General features: G+C 60.9%; 14 protein-coding genes. 6 read left to right on the plus strand and 8 right to left on the minus strand.

The window, feature by feature from the left end; translation table 11 throughout:
- Positions 1-12: 12 nt before the first annotated feature.
- Positions 13-1,287 (minus strand): EAL domain-containing protein, encoded by a 1,275-nt coding sequence (locus tag ASG35_RS07785; RefSeq protein ID WP_056355103.1) that lies wholly within the window; start codon positions 1,285-1,287, stop codon positions 13-15.
- Between the two features lie 1,326 nt (positions 1,288-2,613).
- On the minus strand, positions 2,614-4,062 hold the full coding sequence (gene mdtD / locus ASG35_RS07790; protein ID WP_082508286.1) for a multidrug transporter subunit MdtD: 1,449 nt from the start codon (positions 4,060-4,062) through the stop codon (positions 2,614-2,616).
- Positions 4,063-4,271: 209 nt separating this feature from the next.
- On the opposite strand from mdtD, the gene ASG35_RS07795 reads away from it, so the two are divergent.
- A complete protein-coding gene (locus tag ASG35_RS07795; RefSeq protein WP_056355107.1) occupies positions 4,272-5,660 on the plus strand; it encodes a CoA transferase in 1,389 nt (462 codons plus the stop codon).
- Here the strand turns inward: ASG35_RS07795 and ASG35_RS07800 are convergent, their stop codons facing one another.
- From ASG35_RS07800 to ASG35_RS07820, 5 genes are all read right to left on the minus strand, one after another.
- Positions 5,661-6,407 carry a GntR family transcriptional regulator gene (locus tag ASG35_RS07800; RefSeq protein ID WP_056355110.1) on the minus strand — a complete coding sequence of 249 codons (747 nt, stop codon included), beginning with the start codon at positions 6,405-6,407 and terminating at the stop codon, positions 5,661-5,663.
- 171 nt (positions 6,408-6,578) lie between these two features.
- Positions 6,579-7,793, minus strand: a complete 1,215-nt coding sequence (locus ASG35_RS07805; RefSeq protein WP_056355114.1) for an MFS transporter — start codon at positions 7,791-7,793, stop codon at positions 6,579-6,581.
- 189 nt (positions 7,794-7,982) lie between these two features.
- Positions 7,983-8,945 (minus strand): LysR family transcriptional regulator, encoded by a 963-nt coding sequence (locus ASG35_RS07810; protein ID WP_056355118.1) that lies wholly within the window; start codon positions 8,943-8,945, stop codon positions 7,983-7,985.
- A gap of 162 nt (positions 8,946-9,107) precedes the next feature.
- Positions 9,108-9,758: a 2-hydroxychromene-2-carboxylate isomerase gene (locus ASG35_RS07815; protein WP_056355121.1), complete on the minus strand. Its 651-nt coding sequence runs from the start codon at positions 9,756-9,758 to the stop codon at positions 9,108-9,110.
- A gap of 84 nt (positions 9,759-9,842) precedes the next feature.
- Positions 9,843-11,303, minus strand: a complete 1,461-nt coding sequence (locus ASG35_RS07820; protein WP_056355124.1) for a TAXI family TRAP transporter solute-binding subunit — start codon at positions 11,301-11,303, stop codon at positions 9,843-9,845.
- A gap of 669 nt (positions 11,304-11,972) precedes the next feature.
- Here ASG35_RS07820 and ASG35_RS07825 point away from each other — a divergent pair.
- Positions 11,973-12,332: a BON domain-containing protein gene (locus ASG35_RS07825; RefSeq protein ID WP_056355126.1), complete on the plus strand. Its 360-nt coding sequence runs from the start codon at positions 11,973-11,975 to the stop codon at positions 12,330-12,332.
- Positions 12,333-12,621: 289 nt separating this feature from the next.
- A complete protein-coding gene (locus ASG35_RS07830; protein ID WP_056355352.1) occupies positions 12,622-14,718 on the plus strand; it encodes a D-(-)-3-hydroxybutyrate oligomer hydrolase in 2,097 nt (698 codons plus the stop codon).
- 7 nt (positions 14,719-14,725) lie between these two features.
- On the opposite strand, the gene ASG35_RS07835 is transcribed toward ASG35_RS07830, so the two are convergent.
- A complete protein-coding gene (locus ASG35_RS07835) occupies positions 14,726-15,409 on the minus strand; it encodes a DUF2242 domain-containing protein (protein WP_056355128.1) in 684 nt (227 codons plus the stop codon).
- A gap of 159 nt (positions 15,410-15,568) precedes the next feature.
- Here ASG35_RS07835 and vapB point away from each other — a divergent pair, with 159 nt between their 5' ends.
- The 3 genes from vapB (at position 15,569) to ASG35_RS07850 (ending at position 16,742) form a co-directional block, all read left to right on the plus strand.
- Complete coding sequence (gene vapB / locus ASG35_RS07840) at positions 15,569-15,832, plus strand: type II toxin-antitoxin system VapB family antitoxin (protein ID WP_056355131.1); 264 nt, start codon at positions 15,569-15,571, stop codon at positions 15,830-15,832.
- Entirely contained in the window at positions 15,829-16,254 is a 426-nt protein-coding gene (locus ASG35_RS07845) for a type II toxin-antitoxin system VapC family toxin (protein ID WP_082508274.1), read from the plus strand. The genes vapB and ASG35_RS07845 overlap by 4 nt, the downstream gene beginning before the upstream one ends.
- A 197-nt stretch (positions 16,255-16,451) precedes the next feature.
- A complete protein-coding gene (locus tag ASG35_RS07850; protein ID WP_031362728.1) occupies positions 16,452-16,742 on the plus strand; it encodes a co-chaperone GroES in 291 nt (96 codons plus the stop codon).
- Positions 16,743-16,744: the final 2 nt, after the last annotated feature.

The raw sequence follows: 16,744 nt of genomic DNA on the forward strand, positions 1-16,744 counted from the left end.
AGCGGCGCGAACCTAGCGCCGTTGCGACGTCACATCCCAGTTGATGTCGACGCATAGCACTTCGAGGCCGCGCGGCGTTGACGCGGCAATCGATGCCGTCACGCACAAGTGCGCTTCGTTGATCGACAGATACGGCGCAGTCAGATGCACGCGATCGGGCGTACGCAATGCCTCGATGAAATACGGCCGGCGTTCCCAACTCGCGCCTTCGGAATGCAGCAGCGGCCGGAAACGCTTCGCGCGCTGCGATGCGCGCGCCGCCGGCAGAATGTTGTCGCCAATCTGACGGCCGGACGCGTCGAGCAGGAAGCAGCGGGCTGTCTCGTGAAGTTGCAGGAGGCCGCGGGTTGCATCGGCGAGACCGGCGCCTTCCACCCGCTGCGCCGCCGCGCTTTCCAGCGCGCTCACGTACGGCGCGAGCCGCGCCGATTGCGCCCGTTCGCGCGCTGCCACCCGTTCACGCGAAGCGGCGGACAGCGCGTCCATCACGCCTTGCGCCGCTTGCGGTTTCACCGCTTCCACGCTCGGGCCCGCGAAATATGCGCCTTGCACGAAATCAACGCCGCATTCGAGAGCGATCAACGCATCGCGTTCAGTGCTCAGGCCGCCCATCAGCACGAGTTGCCCGGATTCGTGCAATAGCGAAACCAGACCCGGTAGCACGCGTTCAATATGCGAATGTTCGCTTGCTTGCTGCAGGATGCATCGGTCGAGCGTCACAATATCCGGCCGCAGATGCCACACGCGGTCGATGTTCGAATGCTTCACGCCGAAGCCATCCAGCGCGATCAGGAAGCCTGACTTGCGCAACGAATCGATGATTTCTGCAAAGCGCGTCGTCTCGCCGCCCGCTTGTTCGGGCACTTCGAGCACCACGCGTTGCGGCGGCAGTCCCACGTTTTTCAGCGATGCCAGCAGTGCGTCGCCGTAGCTCGTGTCCATCAACGCGGCTGGGTGGAGGCTCAGGAAAAGCCATTCGTCGTTGCTATCGAAGGAAAAGAAGTTGCCCAGATGCAGCGATTCGGCGAGCCGTCCGAGTTCCAGTAGATCGCCGCGCCGGGCGGCCTGCGTGAAGACTTCATGCGATGGCACTTGGCGGCCGGTATCGTCGCGGGCGCGCAGTGATGCGTGATAACCGATGGCGCGCCGGTGCGACACCGAGAACACGGGTTGAAACACGCTGAACACGGTGTATTCGCCGTACAGGACGGTTCGCCGCGAGCCGTCGTCGCCCGCGATGGGGCGGGGCGGTTGAAAGCGGGGAGGGTCGATATCAACCATGCTCATGGTGTGGGGGCGGGTGTTCGAGCGCAGCTCGGGGGTGGGAAGATTTTCGGCTACGCCAGTTTACAGGATAGGACCTCTCTCGGAGGAGCAAGAAATATGCGCATTTAGCGGGTATTCGAGATAAGGCGGGGTCGTTTGGAGGGGCTGGCGCCGGTGGGGGTTTTGATCGTGGGTGGGGTGGATGTGTGCACTTTTCTAGTGCGAAGGGGTTTTTGTTCGCACATGTTCGGGGTTTTTTGGCGCTTTGGGAGGGGCGGCGGGGTGGGCGGGGCGGAGATGGGTTGCTGCTGTTTGGGCCTTCGCGGGTTCGTTGTTGGCTGATCTCTTTATCACTGTTAGCCACTGTCCGTGGCGGGACTTCATTTCTTTGTCCAACGGCGACAAAGAAACGAAGCAAAGAAAACGCCTTTCCACCGCTAATTCTTAAGGCGCAAGAAGCACCCTCAGCGTATAACCACGTCCTCCTGGAACCCTCCCGCTCCGGCAACAGATACCCACACGCTTCGCCACCAGTGTCGGAATCTATTAATACGGAAATCCGTCCAACGGTTAACGAAGGGTTGAGCTCATAACAGGCCAAGCATCTTGAACCGCAGACTTTGCCGCCAGTACTGCGCTTTTTCCATTTGGGCGCCAGCGCGCGTAGCGCGGAGGCCTGGTTAGTGGATTCCCACACTGGTGGCGAAGCGTGTGGGTTGCCGTGAACGGAGGGGGAGGGTTTCAGCGGGACGTGGTTATGCGCTGAGGGTGCTTCTTGCGTGCCACACAGTTGTCGCTGCACGCTGTGGACACTTAAGAATTAGCGGTTGAGAGGCGTTTTCTTTGCTTCGTTTCTTTGTCGCCGTTGGACAAAGAAATGAAGTCCCGCCACGGACNACACTTAAGAATTAGCGGTTGAGAGGCGTTTTCTTTGCTTCGTTTCTTTGTCGCCGTTGGACAAAGAAATGAAGTCCCGCCACGGACAGTGGCTAACAGTGATAAAGAGATCAGATAAGGCAGAACCCGCGAAGGCCTAGGCAGAAACAACCCGGCGCTAACCCCGACCACTACAAACAACCGCGAGCGCCAGCGTCAAACCTTGTGAAATGAAGTCCCGCCACGGACAGTGGCTAACAGTGCTAAAGAGAACAGCTAGCAAGAAACCCCCGGAGACTTAAAAAGCACCAGCCCAGCATCACCCCCGCCCCCTACAACCAACCGCCCAAGCGTCAGCATCAAACCTTGTGAAAGGAAGTCCCGCCACGGGCAGTGGCTAACAGTGCTAAACAGAACAGCCAGAACCCAACCCGCGAAACCGCAAAAAGGAGGACCCCACCCCACTCCACCCTAGTGCGCCTCCGAAGGATCCGTCTCCATACTCTTCACCGCCCGAATCTCCGGCGCAAGTTGCGCAAAAATCCATGCCGATGCAGCCGTAATAACCCCCACGCAAAGGAACGTCGCGTGAAATGCCGGAAGAGAATTCGTCTCCGTGACCTTCGGCAGAATCCCCGTAAAAGTCGCCAAAACCGCCCCGGCAATCGTCACGCCGAGACTCATCGAAAGCATCTGCACGAGTGAAAACAGACTGTTCCCGCTGCTGGCGCCGCCCGTGCCAAGATCCTTGAGCGTAAGCGTATTCATCGCGGTGAACTGAATGGAATTGACGCCGCCAAAGAACGCCAGCTGAATCAACCGCACCCAAAGCGGCTGCTCCGCGCTAGTGAGCGAAAAACTCGCCATGGTCAGCCCGACCAGTACCGTATTGACGACCAACACCCGCCGATATCCCCGCGCCATGATCAGTTTCGTCACAATGCGCTTCGACACCATCCCGGCCGCCGCGACGGGCAGCATCATCAGGCCGGCTTCGAAAGCGGAATAACCCAGGCTCACCTGCAGCAGAAGCGGCAGAAGATAAGGCATCGCGCCACTCCCAATCCGCGCAAACAGATTGCCGAGCAGACCAACGCTGAACGTATGGATCTTGAAGAGATCAAGCGAAAAGATAGGTTGCGGCACGCGCACCGCATGCAAGCCATAAGCGACAAAACACGCCAGGCTCAATACCAGAAGCACAAGCACGATGGCATGCTGCAAGCCGAGATCGGCGAGGCCATCGAGTGAGATCGTCAGCGCCACCATGCCGACGGCCAGGAGCAAATACCCGGCGAGATCAAAAGGCGCGGTCGCGGGATTACGGCTGTCGGGCATGAAAAGCCGGGTCGCGATGCACCCAATGACGCCCACCGGCACGTTGATCAGGAAGATCCAGTGCCACGACGCAATCTGCACGATCCACCCGCCAAGCGTCGGCCCGATCAACGGTCCGATCAGCCCGGGAATCGCCACGAACGACAACGCCGGCAGATATCGTTCGGCAGGAAAGACGCGCAGCACCGCAAGACGCCCGACTGGCAGCAACATCGCGCCTCCCACGCCCTGCACCACGCGATAAACCACGAGCTGCATCAGCGTATGGGCATTCGCGCAAAGCAGCGAACCAATGGTGAAGATCAAAATGGCGCTGAAGAAGACGTGACGTGTGCCGAATTTATCGGCGAGCCAGCCTGAGAACGGAATCACGGTTGCCATCGTCAGCGAGTACGCAATCACGACGCCCTGCATGCGCAGCGGCGCTTCGCCAAGGCTTCGAGCCATCGCGGGAAGTGCCGTGTTGACGATGGTCGAATCGAGCGTCTGCATGAAAAAGCCGGTGGCAACGAGCCACAGCATGATCGTGAGCGCTTGCGGGGAAGGGGAGGCGGGAACGTTCGAGTGGATCGTGTCGGGCATGAAGGCGGCCGGCGGAAGGAGTGACGTGATTTTACGTGGATGCGCCGCACGATCGGGCGGCAATTAAGTGCTAATCCGGCAGCAATCGGGCGGTAATTAAGCAGCAATCAAGCAGATCCACGCACGCAACGTGCCGCTTTCCGATACAACCGGCTGCTTTTACAATCAAGCTTCGTTTGCATGCGACCAGGCTGAAAGGAAGACTCGCCATGAATTTCGCCGATAGTTCCATCGCAGAGCTCTGGCGTCTTGCCGGAAAAAATCCCGAAACGCTACGCCACCTCACGTTGTCCGGCGACGAGCGGCAATTGCCTTCGGTGTATCGGGTGAGCGCACTGGCATTGGCGAGTATTGGCGCCTCTGCGTTGGCCGCCGCCGATTGCTTCCGGCAGCGCACGGGCCAGATGCAGGAGGTCGAACTCGACGCCCGCCGCGCGGCAATCGCGTTTCGTAGCGAACGCTATTTGCGCATCGACGCCAATTCCGCGCCCGAGCTGCGCGACCCGCTGATGGGCTTCTACGAAACCCGCGATGGCCGATGGATCCAGCTTCACACGAACTTCAAGCATCATCGCGACGGCGTGGTCAAACTGCTTGGCTGCGCGAACGATCACGCCGGCGTAAGCGAATCGATCCGTCGCTGGGACGGCGCCGCGCTCGACGAAGCACTTGCCAACGCCGGCCTTTGCGCCGCGCTGATCCGCACGCCCGACGAATGGTCGGCGCTCCCGCAAGCCCGCGCTATCGCTGAAACGCCGCTGCTTGAAATCGTGAAGATCGGCGACGCGCCACCCGAAGCGATTGGCGCCGGCGAGCGGCCTCTCTCCGGCGTCAAGGTGCTCGATCTGAGCCGCATCATCGCGGGTCCGGTGGCTGGGCGCACGCTCGCCGGACACGGCGCCAATGTGCTGCTGATCAACGGTCCGCATCTGCCGAACATTGCGCCTTTGGTCATCGACAACGGCCGCGGCAAGCGATCCGCCACCATCGATCTGCGCGATGAAACCGGCCGCGCCACTTTGCGCGCGCTGTTGAAAGACGCCGATGTCTTCCTCCAGGGCTACAGGCCCGGCGCGATTGCTGCGAAGGGTTTCAGCCCGGAGGACGCCGCGCGAGAAAGGCCGGGAATCGTGTACGTGTCGGTGTCCGCGTATGGGCACAAGGGGCCGTGGTCCGAGCGCCGTGGCTTCGACAGCCTCGTGCAGTCGGCAAGCGGGATTGCATGGACCGAAGCGCAGGCGGCCGGCCAGACGAACCCGCGCCACCTGCCGTGTCAGGCGCTCGATCACGCGACCGGTTATCTCGCGGCGTTCGGCGCCATCACTGCGCTGCAGCGCCGCGCCGAGGAGGGCGGAAGCTGGCATGTGCGGGTTTCGCTGGCGGGAACGGGGCGCTGGCTGCAATCGATGGGTTTGATTGAAGACGGGCAGAAGATCCACGATCCGCAAATCGATGACGTCAGGGACATGCTTCAAACAGTTGAATCGCCGTTCGGCTCGCTGACGCTCACGCAAGCGCCTGAGCGCATGCCGCTTACGCCGCCGTTCTGGGCGTCGCCGCCGGTGCCGGTCGGCGCGAACGAGCCGCGGTGGACGTAATTACTTCCGCAACTCCGCAACGAAATCGTAGTAATCGTTGCGGCAGTAGGTATCGGTGAGTTCAATCGGGCGCTGATCCGCCGTGTAGCCCACGCGCGTGATCAGCAACAGCGCATCGTGTGGCGCAATACCCATTTGCGCCGCGATCTCGTCGCTGGCATTCACCGCGCGAAAATGCTGCAAGGCGCGCACGATAGACAGATTCCGCTGCTCGAGAAAGCTATAGAGCGAATCGCCCACGGCTTGCGGATCGGGAATCAGCGCGGCCGGGAAAGTCGAATTCTCGACTGCCATGACAATGCCATCGGCGGTACGCAAGCGCCGCAAACGCGCGACTGCGGCCGCCGGCGATAACCCCAGTTGGATCACTTCATCGCGATTCGCCGGTTCGATCACGCGCGAAAGCCACTGCGATCCTGGCGTGAAACCACGCCGTCGCAGCATTTCGCTGAAGCTCGACAAACGCGAAAGCGGGTCTTCGTAACGCGGCGTGATGAACGATCCCGCGCCTTGCGTGCGCCGTATGAGTCCTTGTTCGACGAGGAGCGCGATGGCCTTGCGCGAAGTGATCCGCGATACCCCCAGCGCCTCCGACAACACGCGCTCCGATGGCAGCGCTTCGCCCGCGTTCCAGCGGTTATCGTGGATCGCGTTGCCGAGCTTGCGGGCGAGTTGCAGATAAAGCGGAGTGTCGCTGTCCGGGTCCGGGCGCAAGTCGCGCCAGCGGTCTTCCGATGTGGAGTTCATAGAGCGGAGGAAGTAAGGACCAAGCGGCGATTTTAAGACAAGGAGCGCAACGGCGGTTTCCTTTCGTTCGTAAGCGGAAACTGCGCAGACGTAGTGAATTCAAATCCGACAATGCAAAACGTCCGCCGCAGCGGACGTCTTTCAACGCATGGCAGCGCTCAAACAAAACCGTCACGCGGTCGCCGCGCCGCCCAGTCCGCGCCCGGTGCGCATATAGAGCGCAACCGTCAACGCCACGCCCGCCGCCGATGCAATCGCTGCAAACAAGTACACGGAACTGAAGCCGAATTCCCCGGCGACGTATCCAGCCAGCGGTCCGGTCACGCCCAGCGACAAATCGAGAAACACCGAATACGCCGATAACGCCGCGCCCCGGCTCGCCGGCGGCACCAGCCCGACAGCCTCGACGCCGAGCGCCGGAAAGATCAGCGCAAAGCCGAAGCCGGTCAGCGCAGCGCCGGCCAGCGCGAAGGCGGGATCGGCCGCGAGCCAGAGCATCAGCAGGCCAACGCACTCGAACGCGAACGACACGATCGCCACGCGAAAACCGCCGAAGACCTTGATCGTGTTGGCGAAAAGCAGACGCGCGCCGACGAACATCGTGCCGAACACGGTCAGCGAAAGCGCGGCGTTCGGCCAGTTATGCGCGGCATAAAACAAGGTGATGAACGTGGCGATCGACCCAAATCCCGCCGATCCCAGCGCGAGCCCCATGCCGTGCGGCAACACGCGAAAGAACACGCTTCTGTACGACATGCGCTCGCCGTGAACCACGGGCACCGGGCCCATTCGCGTGGCAAGCCAATAACCGATACCACCGAGCGCGATCACAAACGTTCCCAGCGATGCAAACCCGAGCGTGTGCTCCATCGCCACGCCGAGCGGCGCGCCAAGCGCGAGTGCGCCATAGGTAGCAATGCCGTTCCACGAGATCACGCGTCCGCTCTGATTCGGCCCGACGCGTCCGATACCCCACGTGATCGCGCCCGTTCCGACCAGACTCTCACCAAATCCAAGCACCAGCCGGCTCACGATCAACAGCGCAAGACTCACCGAATGCCATTGCTCGGCGAGCGCGGCGCACAGCAGCAGCACGCCGCTGATCCCGCAGGCGGTCAGGCCGCGCAACACGGTTTGCTTTGGACCGATGCTGTCAGCGGCGCGCCCGGCGAGCGGCCTTGACGCGAGCGTTGCGAAGTACTGAACGCTGATTGCCACGCCCGCCATCACCGATCCATATTCGAGATTCAGATGCACGAAACCCGGCAGCACCGCGAGCGGAATGCCGATAGTCAGGTAGCAAATAAAGGTGAAAACGACGACTGCGACAATTCGCCCTGTAATGGCGAGATCGGCGCGGCGGGACAGCGAGGCTTCGGTGGACATTGGGGTAAGTGCGGGGTTGATTTTACTGAAGAAGCGTGATTTTCCCATAGTTTGAGGTGCGCTGTCCGACGTATCAATATTCCAGTGAACACTTAATACACCAGACGCCTTTCCCCGAAGGCTTCAGGGCGTTTTTCTTGTCGATGAAGAGTGAGTTCGGAACAGAGATAACGGCCAAAAAAGGAATTCTTACCGGCCCAAATTCCGCAAAGGCTGCCCAGTCAGGTCGCGCGACACATCGGTCATCAGCGCTTGCAGCCACGCAAGATCGGTTGGACGGGTGACGTCGGGCAAGCACATCAAATAACTTTCGATGGGCGGAAATTCGATCGGCGATTCCATCACGACCAGCGGCAAGAGCGCCGCGTAATGCAGCGCGAAGCGGCGCGTGGCGGTGAAAATCAGGTCGGATTGCAGCAGCGTTTGCGGTACCAACCCGAAATACGGAAGCGTGGCGACAATGCGCCGCTTGATGCCGGCGCTTTCCAGGCCGATATCGATGGGATGCCGCTTCGCCCCGCTATATGCGGTCGGCGCCAGGTGCGCGGCGAGCGCGTAACGCGCGGCCGTCAGCGGTTCTCGCGCAAGCGGATGGCCGCGGCGCATGAGGCAGACGAAGTGATCGGTGAAAAGCTCGCGGCGCGCGAACCGCGGTTCCGGGTTTTCCCAGTTGGCGACGACCAGGTCCAGGTCGCCGTCATCGAGCGCGCGCTCGTGATCGAGCGTCGGACTCAGCGATTCAATTTCCAGCCGCGCGTTAGGCGCGGCGGCGCGGAATGCGCGGATCATCGTCGGCATGAAAAAGTCGTTCAGATAATCCGGCGCGGCCACGCGGAACGTGCGGCGCGACGTGGCGGGATCGAAAATGCCGTGCGGCGTGGCGACGAATTCCACTTCACGCAGCGCGCGCTGCGTCGCGGGCAAAAGCGACGCGCCGTATTCCGTCGGCACCATGCCTTGCTTGCCACGCACGAGAATCGGGTCGCCCAGAAGATCGCGCAGACGCCGCAGCGCCGTGCTGATAGCCGGTTGCGTCTGGTTCAGGCGCAGTGCGGCCTGCGTGACGCTGCGCTCGGTCAGGAGAGTTTGAAGAACGCGGATCAGCCAGATATCGAGGGAATCTGTCGAGCTTGAATCGGCGGGATCGTTCATTGGCGAGTCGTCCGGGCAGCACTGTCAGGGCCGCCCGCACAAAAAAACATGGCGATGCACGCCGAAGCCGCTACGTTAAGCCCGCCCGAACCCGCACGCCATAGCGTGGCCGCTATGCGCGGGATAGGAGCGGCCGCCGTGTGCTTCGGAGGAGCCGCGCTTTTACATCTGCGGCGCGGTTCTCGGCAGATGGCTGATGCGCTGGACTTCCGCCGCTTCGAGCCAGTTCGGCGACCGGGCCACGTAAAGGACCATGGGCAAGGTATCTTCGCCCCAGAACAACTGCTGGTTCACTACGAACGTCGGCACGCCGAACACACCGAGCTCGATCGCGCGCTCGACGTTCGCCTGCAATGTCGCCTTTACGTCCTCGAGTTCGATCATCTTCGCGCCGTCGGGCAAACCGACGTGGCGGCAGAGATCGTCGAAACCTTCGTCCGTGGATGGATCGCGGCCCATTTTCCAGATGAAGCGGAAAATTTCGCGAATACAGCCAACTTCCCCGCCCGAAGCCACCGCGAGCCGCAGCGCCTTTGACGAATCGAACGGATGCGACGGCGGCATCTTGAACGGAATGCCCAGTTGTTCCGCCCGGAACAGCGCGTATCGATACATGAAGACACGTTTCGGGGGAATCGAGCCTGGCATCGGCTGGCCCCAATGCTTGAGCAATTTCAGGTAATCGATCGGCAAAACTTCGAACGGCATGTTCGGCCACTTTTCATGCTGTTCCAGCAGCAAATACGAAAAGGGAGAATTGAAGTCGAAAAAAAAGTACGGCTGGCGCGGATCGATGGAAGGCGAAGCGCTCATTTGAATCTCCCTGGCATTTCCATGCCTCATGTGCCTTGCACGCGGCACCTGCAATTCAGATTACCGTCGTTTCACCTTTCGATATTACGTGGTGTGCTGAACGCTGTCTGCCTGCGCATCGATTGCGGCGCTCCGCGCGAGGGTCAAACGTTGCCGCACGAAGCCGATATGTTCCCGCAATACATAAAATTGATCGGCGTAGGCGAGCGGCATTTTCATCTGGTTGACCTTTCCCTCGATGTCATCGAGCCGCTCGATCAGCGCGTCCCGCTGGACGGTATCCGGGTCGGTCATCGCTTCCCGTTCGATTGCAATTAACGCGCCATAGATCTTGTAGATACGTGATCTCACGCGCCACCGGTAAAGCCCCGGCACGAGGCGAAAGCCCGGAATCAGCACCACGATGATCGGCACCAGCAGCACGATCACGCGGTCCGCCAGACTCGCGATCCAGAACGGCAGCGTTCTATACAGGAAGCCTTTGCCTGATTTGTAATAACGCTCGGCGTCGTCGCTGATGCGGAATTCGTGCGAGAGCGGCGCGGGAAATTCGTTGGCCGACTGCATCAGGTTCGCGCGGCCGTGGACCTCCTTCGCGGCTTCGATCAGCAGGTCGGATAGCGCCGGATGCAAACCGTCCCGCGCGATCAGCTCGGCGGTCGGCGCGATCAGGCGAATCCGATGCTCGGGCAGGTTTTTCGCGAGATCGAAGGCGCCCATCGGCAGGTTGAGGACTTTCAGGTACGGAAAACGGCGGGCGTAGGCATCGGCCTGGGTGAAATCAAAAAAACGGATGCCGGGCGTCCTGTACAACTTGCCCATGGTCGGCGGTTGCGCCGAGTCGCCGGTGAGAAACGCGGCGTCGATGCTGCCGTTCGAAAGCGCGGCGGCCGCCTCGTCGCCCGCGAGCGGCAGTAGTTCGGTATTGCCGCCAGGCTCGATGCCGTTCGCCTTGAGCATCGCGAGCGCCAACGCGCGCGTGCCGCTGCCCTCGGTGCTGATGGCGAGGCGCTTGCCCTTCAATTCGGACAGGCGCGTCAACATCGGCCCGCGATAAAACACCGCCAACGGCACGTACGCCACACTGCCGAGCGAGACCAGGTTCTCGTGTTGACTGGCTATGGCTGGCGCGGCGCCGGGTACGCCGGAAGTAGCTGCAGCCATTCCGCCCTGCACGAAACCCACATCGACATTCGAATTCGGGTCTTCGAGCTTCTGCAAGTTATCGAGCGAACCTTGCGATTCGAGCACGTTCAACGTGATGCCATTGCGCGCAAGAATCTTCTTGTACTGCTGAGCGTTATTCCAGAACGAGCTGCCCTTGGTTCCCGCCGACATGGTCAGCGTATTGGGCGGCGCAGGCTGGATCAGCCGCACGGCGAGGTAGATGGCGGCCGCGCTGACGAGCAGGATCGGGCCGAACGAAACCGCGAGATCACGCCACGAGATCGCGACGAAACGCGCCATGGAAGGCGCGATGCGCCGGGCGCGGGGCTTGGGTGGATCGTCCGGGGAAGGAGATTTCTGGCCGGGAACTTGGGTCATTGTCGAGGTTGATGAGGCGGGACTTGATACGGGCCTGGCGCCAGCACAATCAATAATCGATGCCGCGTGTCTTGGAAGCAGAAGAGAAAGCAGAAGATGAAAAGGGAAAACCCTTGGTCACTAAACAACTCGTTTCGTACGACCGATCCGAATTGTTGCCGATGGTACATGAACGGAAATGCGCCCGAATCAGGGGCGCGCCCTAGGGCGTGGTGATCGAACGTCAAATTGCATCCGTGGCGTCACGATAAGCCCACGGACACGTGTCATCGTGTTAAATGCTTTGCGCTTCTGGCAATGCTGGATTAAATTGACGTTCGCCGCCGCAGAACCAGCATCCGCGCCGCGCAACCGGCAATTCGGAGCATGTGCTTCGTGCAGAACCGGCAGCGTCGCATGATGCGCACCTAATCCGTGTCCCGATTAAACGAAATCACATTCGCCAGGACACGCTAATAAGAACGGCCGGACATTCGTTTTTTTCGCTAGTCTCTCGCAACACCGTGTCGCCAGCATCGCCGGCTTTGTCCGTATACGTTGACCATTCGTGGCCGCCGTTGACAGGGCAAGCCGCAAGATGTCGTAGCAAGCCGCTGGGTTGATGCGGTCCAAAAGAAGCACAAAGAAGTACAACTTTGCGAAGTCCAAAGCGAAACAAAAGGAGAAACCATGAAAGCAGTCGATATGTTGAAGGCACTGGGCGTCGTGCTGTGCGTCGCGGTCGCATCGAGCGCCTATGCTCAATCGAGCGATGCCGCACCCTCGGACGCAATGTCGGCGAAGGCCGACGCCAAGATCACGAAGAAGACCGACCGCAAGCTCGGTCTCGATGTGCGCCGTGCATTGAGCAAGGCACAGGGCATCGACGTGTCGAACATCTTTGTGCGCGCACGCGGCGGTGCCGTGACCCTGACGGGTTCGGTGCCGGACGGCGCGCAGATCCCGAAGGCTGAAGAAGTCGCGAAGGGCGTTTCCGGCGTGAAGTCGGTATCGAACAAGCTCTCGCTCGCACCGCAAAACGGTTCGTGATGCAGGCCTGAGCCCCGGTTTTTCGAAAAGCTGCTGCGTTTCAGTTAGTAACGGCGCAGCTTGACGGGAATCGAATGGTTCAAAAACGGGTTCCGGTGCTTCGTGCACCGGGACCCGTTTTGCATGTTTGGTCGGGGTATTGCCGGGTAGTGGCGCCGCGCCGGTTTGTGGTTGAGTGACGGAGTTGCGCGCACCTTGCGCGTACCTCGCGCGCGGCTTGCGGACGGGCTTTGTGCTTGGTATTGGTCGAGTGCGCGTGTTCAAACCAATAAAAATTCACGGAGACACCATGAAGCGATTCCCGATATCCGCGGTGCTTGCCGCCGTGGCGGTTGCCGCAGGTCTGGCAGCGTGCCACGGCAACGACGACGACCATGGTTCGCAGTCCAACTCACTGCCTAGTTTCATCGCGGGCAGCGTTCGCACGCAGACCTACGACGGCAATACAGACGACCTTCTGACAGCGGGGCTCGGCAAGACCGGGCTGGCATCGGCGAGTGCGCCTTCTGTGGCGAACGCAGCGTCGCCGAGCGCGGCCGAGCTCAGGCGGCTTGCCATCTACTCGAACTATCGCGCGCTCGTGGACATGTCCGCGAACGGCGGATATGGCCGCTTCTGGGGACCGAATGTCGATCTGAACGGCAACGACACGCTCGGCGAAGGCAAGATTGCCGGCAAGGAATATCTCGCGTACGCCGACGATGGCAGCGGCAAGAAGAACGTCAGCCTTCTCGTGCAGATTCCGGCGAGCTTCAATCCGGATCAGCCGTGCATTGTGACGGCGACGTCGTCGGGATCTCGTGGCGTGTACGGGGCGATATCGGCGGCGGGTGAATGGGGCTTGAAGCGCGGCTGCGCGGTGGCTTATACCGACAAAGGCAGCGGCAACGGCGCGCACGAACTCGCGACGAACCTGGTTACGCTGATCGATGGCACGCTGGCCAATGCGAACGGCGCCGGGAAAACGAGCGAATTCACGGCGAATCCGGGCGCGACGAGCATCGCTGCGTTCAACGCGCAATTTTCCAATCGATACGCGTTCAAACACGCTCACTCGCAGCAGAACCCGGAGAAAGACTGGGGCACGAATACGCTGCAGGCAATCCAGTTCGCGTACTGGGCGCTCAACGACACATACGGCGCAGTCGATGGCAGCAACCACAAGACGCGCTACAACCGCGGCGACATCACGACGATCGCGGCATCGGTGAGCAATGGCGGCGGCGCATCGCTCGCGGCTGCCGAGCAGGATACGCAAGGGTGGATCACGGCGGTGGTAGTCGGCGAGCCGCAGATCAACCTGAGGGTTCCATCGCAGGTGTCCGTCCGTCAGGGCGGCGTGCCGGTGGCGTCGTTCGGACGGCCCCTTGCCGACTACATGTCGCTCGCGAACCTGCTCCAGCCATGCGCGGCGCTTGCTCCTGCCGCAGCCGGCGCGCCGTATCTCACCGCCTTGCCGCTGGTGACCACAACGGCTATTCGCACCGCGCGGTGTGCATCGCTGGCGTCGAGCGGCGTGATTTCCGGCGGCGATGTCATAAGCCAGGCAAACAGCGCGTTGACCCAGTTGCATCAAGCCGGGTATCAGACGGATTCGGATCTTCTGCAAGCGCCAATGTGGGATTCGCAGGCCGTGCCCGCTGTTGCCGTGACGTACGCCAACGCGTACACGCAATCGAGCGTCACGGACAACCTGTGCAACTTCAGCTTCGGCACGACCAATGCGCTGACGGGCGCGGCGGGCGTGACGCCGCTCGTCTCGCCGATGCCTACCGTCTTCGGCAACGGCAATGGCGTGCCGCCGACCAACGGCATCAATCTGGTCTACAACGCGGGAAATCCGGGCGCGGCGGATCATCGTTTCGCTACGACCGATGCCAGCTTCACCGGTGCGTTCTGCGTGCGCGGTTTGTGGACCAATGGTGACGCACGGATGACGGCGAGTGTCGATGCAATCCGGGTGAATGCGAACCTGCACGGCAAGCCGGCGATCATCGTCCAGGGACGCTCGGACACGCTCGTGCCGATCAACCACGCGTCGCGCCCGTACGCCGCCATGAACAAGCTCGCCGAAGGAAACTCGAGCAACCTGTCGTTCTACGAAGTGACGAACGGCCAGCATTTCGATGCCTTCCTGAGCGTCGCGGGCTTCGACAACCGCTTTATCCCGCTGCATTACTACAACCTGCAGGCGCTGAACCTGATGTGGGCGCACCTGAAGAACAACGCGCCGCTGCCGCCTTCGCAGGTCGTGCGCACGGTGCCGCGAGGCGGTGCTGCGGGGGCGGCGCCGGCGTTATCGGTGGCAAATCTGCCGGCGATTTCCGCCGCGCCCGGCGGTAACGCGATCACGTTTGGCGGCGGTTCGGTGAACGTACCCGAGTGAAGCGTTCCTACGGTGTCGGAGCCGAGGCGGGCGCCGGCGCGCTTACGACCGGCGTCTGCACGACGATCGGCGTAGGTGTGAGCTCCGGCGAGTTCAATATCAGCGAAGGCGCGAGCGGATGGCTCGTGACGTCGTCGCCGGGAATGGGCGAGCTGCGCGGCACGGTGCGCAGGTAATGGCCGACGAGACCGAAAAACCGGTCGTAGAACTTGCCCGCTGGCACGGTTTCGCTGGAAATCTTGACCATGGAGTCGCTGTTCGAGCGGATCGGCAACGACAACGAGCCGAGCACGCTTAATCCCACGCTCGCCGACGTATCGCTTTTCTTCAGCGTATAGCCATCCTGCACGGCGTTCACATACGCGATGCTCGTATTGCTCGCATTTTCGCCCGGCGTGCAGACCACATGAAACGATACAACCACGTGTGTTTCCGGCGTCGGCTGGAAATTCTTGGTGGCGTCGACGGTGTCGGGCTGGGCCATCGTCGTCATGTAGCCTTGGCTTAGCAACGCACGGCGCGAGGCTTCGCAGGTTTCCTGGCTGGTGGCGTCGTAGTTGTGCGCGAAGGGGCTCACGCCAGTCGAGAACATTTCTGCCTGATAGCTCGGCGTGGGCGCGGCCTTGCCGCCGCATGCAGCGAGGATCAGCACGGGCAGGGCGAGGGAAAGTCGGGGAAACGGGTTGTGCATGACAGTCGGCGGGACAATACGAGAGACATCGGCGGCCTAGATTGTAGTGCGCCGCGAGGGCGGACGTAAAAGGCGAGGATTACGATGCGCTATCTTGACATATGCCAACATACGCTCTAACTTTATCATTGCGACTCACGCTCTCGAGAGGAGGATCTCATGCGAACCGTCTCTATTTTCAAAAACAACGCAAACCAGGCAGTTCGAATCCCAAAGGATATGCAATTCGAGGGCGTAACTGAACTTGAGATCCAGCGTGAGGGGGACACGATCTTGTTGCGTCCGGTGCGCCCTAACTGGACGTCGTTTGCTATCGAACCCACCGCCGAAAGTGATTTCCTGGCAGAACGGGTCAACGTTGTTCAAACTGGTCGATTCGACCTCTCCGGGATGGATGAAGAGCCGGGAGAGACCAGCCGGTGACACAGCTGTACATGCTCGATACAAACATTTGTTCCTTCATCATGCGAAAGCGGCCTGTGGAGGTCTTGGCCAAGCTTCAAAACTGTGTTAACGCGCAAAACCGAATCGTTATTTCGGCGATCACTTATGCAGAAATGCGGTTTGGATCCGTGGGCAAAAAGGCATCGCCCAAACACGCGGGTCTGGTCTCCGCGTTCGTTGCACGGCTGGACGGCGTATTGCCGTGGGATGCGTCGGCAGTCGATGAGACAACCCGCATACGCGTTGAATTGGCGAGCCGGGGCACGCCGATCGGCGACAACGATTCGGCAATCGCCGGTCACGCTTTGGCGGCCGGCACCATTCTTGTGACGAACAACGTCCGGGAATTCATACGGGTACCTGGCCTGCGCATTGAGGATTGGGCAACGCCTGCGCCTTAAGCCGAAATTACGCGCGGTACCCCTTCCCCATCTATTTCTCGTCCTTCTCCCATATCCCTTCTTGAAATTACCGACTGGAGTGCCATATACTTGGCACTCGTCGCACGAGAGTGCTAACAGTTTTCCGGGTGGTGGTTCCGTGAGCCGCCAGCCGGGTTTCCCGCGTTTTTATAGTCTCAGTTAAGAGAGGAGTGTGTATGAACCTTCGTCCTTTGCACGATCGCGTCATCGTCAAGCGTCTGGATCAGGAAACCAAGACTGCCTCGGGCCTCATCATCCCCGACGCTGCAGCTGAAAAGCCGGATCAAGGCGAAATCCTGGCCGTCGGCCCGGGCAAGCGCGATGACAAGGGTACGCAAAACGCCCTCGACGTCAAAGTGGGCGACCGCGTGCTGTTCGGTAAATACGCTGGTCAGACCGTCAAGGTCGACGGCAATGAACTGCTCGTGATGCGCGAAGAAGACATCATGGCCGTTCTGGTCAAGTAATC

This window comes from Burkholderia sp. Leaf177, assembly GCF_001424345.1.
Taxonomy (GTDB): domain Bacteria; phylum Pseudomonadota; class Gammaproteobacteria; order Burkholderiales; family Burkholderiaceae; genus Caballeronia.